Raw genomic sequence first — 2,534 nt, 5'->3', positions numbered from 1 at the left:
GCCAACAACCCGCCGGTGCTGCTCGCCGACGAGCCCACCGGCGAGCTGGACACCGCCACCTCGGCGGAGATCTTCGACGCGCTGCGCACCGCCAACAGCGAGCTGGGCACCACCGTGCTGATCGTCACCCACGACGCGCTGGTGGCCGACCAGGTCCGCCGCACGGTGCGGATCCGCGACGGCCGCACCTCCACCGAGGTGCTCCGGCACGCCGCTGGCGGTGGCGCGGACGAGGCCCTCACGGCCCAGGAGTACACCGTGCTGGACCGGGTCGGCCGGCTCCAGCTGCCGCGCGAGTTCACCGAGTCGCTGGGCCTGGCGCACCGGGTGCGGCTGGTCCTGGAGGCCGACCACATCGAGGTGTGGCCCGACCGGGACCAGCCGCGGCGGAGCCGAGGGCCGGCTTAGACCCCGCCGGCCCTGGGGCGGTTTCTAGGGGCCGTGCAGGAAGTCGCCGCCGGAGCTCGGCGCGGCCCGCTGAACGACGGGCGGGTGCGCCGGGCGGCGGCGCGGGTCAGGCGCCGGCCCCGGGCAGGACCCGGGTGCGGCCGGCGGCGCCCAGCCAGGCGGCGGACGGCTTGGGGGTACGGACGAAGGTCTCCCGGTCCACCGCGATCAGGCCGAAGGTGGGGGCGTAGCTGCCCCACTCGTAGTTGTCCAGGGCGCTCCAGTGGAAGTAGCCGCGCACGTCGACGCCGTCGGCCATGACGGCGGCCATGCCCTCCAGCGCGCCCGCGGTGTAGGCGACGCGGCGGGTGTCGTCGGCGGTGGCGATGCCGTTCTCGGTGACGATCAGCGGCACGCCGGGCGCGGTGGCGGCCGTGTGGCGCAGCGCGTCGCCGAGCGCGCCGGGGTAGAACTCCCAGCCGGTGAGGGTCCGTTCGACGTCCTCCGGGACCGGCAGCGGCCCGTCCGCCCCGATCAGGGTGCGGGTGTAGGACTGCACGCCGAGCCAGTCGTCGCCGCGGGCCGCCTCCAGGAAGACGTCCTCACGCGGGCGCAGGTACGCGGCGCGGGCCTCCTCGGCGCCCTCGACGCCGGGCAGCGCGTGGCTCACCTGGTTGGCCACCGACCAGCCGGTCCGCACGTGCGGCGCACGGGACTTGACCGCCTCGACGGCCAGCCGGTGGGCCCGGACCAGGGCCTCGGTGGCCTGCTCGCCCGGCATCGGCAGGCCGGCCGTGGGGAACGACATCTCGGAGGGGTCGGTCCGGCCGAGCATCAGGTCGAGCAGCGGCGCCATGAGGGCGATCATGTTGGGCTCGTTGATGGTGCAGACGTGGTCCACGCCGTCGGCGTAGACGGGCGCGGTGGCCTCGACGTAGCGGGCGAACAGCTCGCCCGCGTCCGGCGCGGCCCAGCCGCCGTGCTCGGCGAACCAGCGCGGCGAGGTGAAGTGGTGCAGGGTCACCATCGGCCGCAGACCGCGCTCGTGGGCGCCCTCCACCATCCGGCGGTAGTGGGCGAGGGCGGCCCGGGAGATCTCGCCCGGCTCGGGCTCGATCCGGGCCCACTCGATGCTGAACCGGTAGTCGGTGAAGCCGAGTTCGGCGAGCAGGTCCATGTCCTCGCGCCAGCGGTGGTAGCTGTCGCAGGCGTCGCCGCTGGGCTCCTTGATGTGGCCGCCCTCGCCCGCGGCGCGCTCCATCGGCCACCAGTCGCTGTTGGTGTTGCCGCCCTCGGTCTGGTGGGCGGAGGTGGAGGCGCCCCAGAGGAAGCCCTCGGGCAGGGAGGTGATCGGCGAGCTGGTCATGGTGGGGCCTCGTTTCGTCCGTGGTGCGTTTTCGTCCGTGGTGCGTTCCGCCGCCCGGGAGGTTCGCGCAGGGGGGTGCTTCACCTGGTGCTTCACCCTAAGCACGAAAACATGACGCGGCAATGCTTTCGCTGACGAAAACCTGGCGCTGATATGTTTTTGCCTCGTGCCCGGTAGACTCCGCCCATGAGCAAGCCTCGGGGGCCGTACGCCAAGACCTCGGCGAAGCGGCAGCAGATCATCGACGCCGCCCTCGCCGCCTACGCGGAGGCCGGCAGCCGCAACGTCTCGCTGCGCGACATCGCCCAGCGCGTCGGGATGACCTACGCGGGCGTGATGCACCACTTCGGCAGCAAGGAGGAGCTGCTCACGGCCGTCCTGGAGGCCCGGGACGTGGCGGCCGAGGAGCGCTTCGGCCCCGCACCCGGGAGCACCGAGCCGCCGCACTCGTCGGTCCTGCGGCACAATGCGTCCACCCCGGGGCTGGTCAAGCTCTTCGTCGACCTCGCGGCGGCGGCCGCCGAGCCGGATCACCCCGCGCACGACTTCTTCGAACAGCGCTACGAGCGGTTCCGCACCCGGCTCGCGGAGCGCATCGAGCAGGGCGTCGACGACCCCGCCGAGGTGGACTCCGCCTGGCTCGCCCGGATCTTCATCGCCGCCGCCGACGGCCTTCAGCTCCAGTGGCTGCTCAACCCGGACATCGACATGGCCGCCGACGTCGAGCGCCTCGGCGAGGCCCTGGTCGGCCCGAACTGGGCCGCCGGCTCCGCCCCGGAGG

The 2,534-nt window shown here is 73.6% G+C and carries 3 protein-coding genes; 2 read left to right on the top strand and 1 reads right to left on the bottom strand.

Going from position 1 to position 2,534, the window contains the following annotated elements; all coding sequences use genetic code 11:
- The coding region (locus tag ABD308_RS25740; protein ID WP_486327035.1) for an ATP-binding cassette domain-containing protein at positions 1–408 on the top strand (408 nt) is incomplete at its 5' end.
- Positions 409–514: 106 nt separating this feature from the next.
- On the opposite strand, the gene ABD308_RS25735 is transcribed toward ABD308_RS25740, so the two are convergent.
- Positions 515–1,753 carry a glycoside hydrolase family 1 protein gene (locus ABD308_RS25735; RefSeq protein WP_344338973.1) on the bottom strand — a complete coding sequence of 413 codons (1,239 nt, stop codon included), beginning with the start codon at positions 1,751–1,753 and terminating at the stop codon, positions 515–517.
- A gap of 186 nt (positions 1,754–1,939) precedes the next feature.
- On the opposite strand from ABD308_RS25735, the gene ABD308_RS25730 reads away from it, so the two are divergent.
- Positions 1,940–2,534 (top strand): TetR/AcrR family transcriptional regulator (locus tag ABD308_RS25730; RefSeq protein WP_344338972.1); only part of this gene is annotated, 595 nt, incomplete at its 3' end.

Source organism: Kitasatospora putterlickiae, from assembly GCF_039527695.1.
Lineage (GTDB): Bacteria > Actinomycetota > Actinomycetes > Streptomycetales > Streptomycetaceae > Kitasatospora > Kitasatospora putterlickiae.
This window is presented reverse-complemented; position numbering and strand designations above follow the sequence as displayed.

Bases quoted from the DNA above. Each gene is read 5' to 3' on its own strand.
- ABD308_RS25735 (WP_344338973.1), bottom strand. From the start codon at position 1,753: ATGACCAGCTCGCCGATCACCTCCCTGCCCGAGGGCTTCCTCTGGGGC.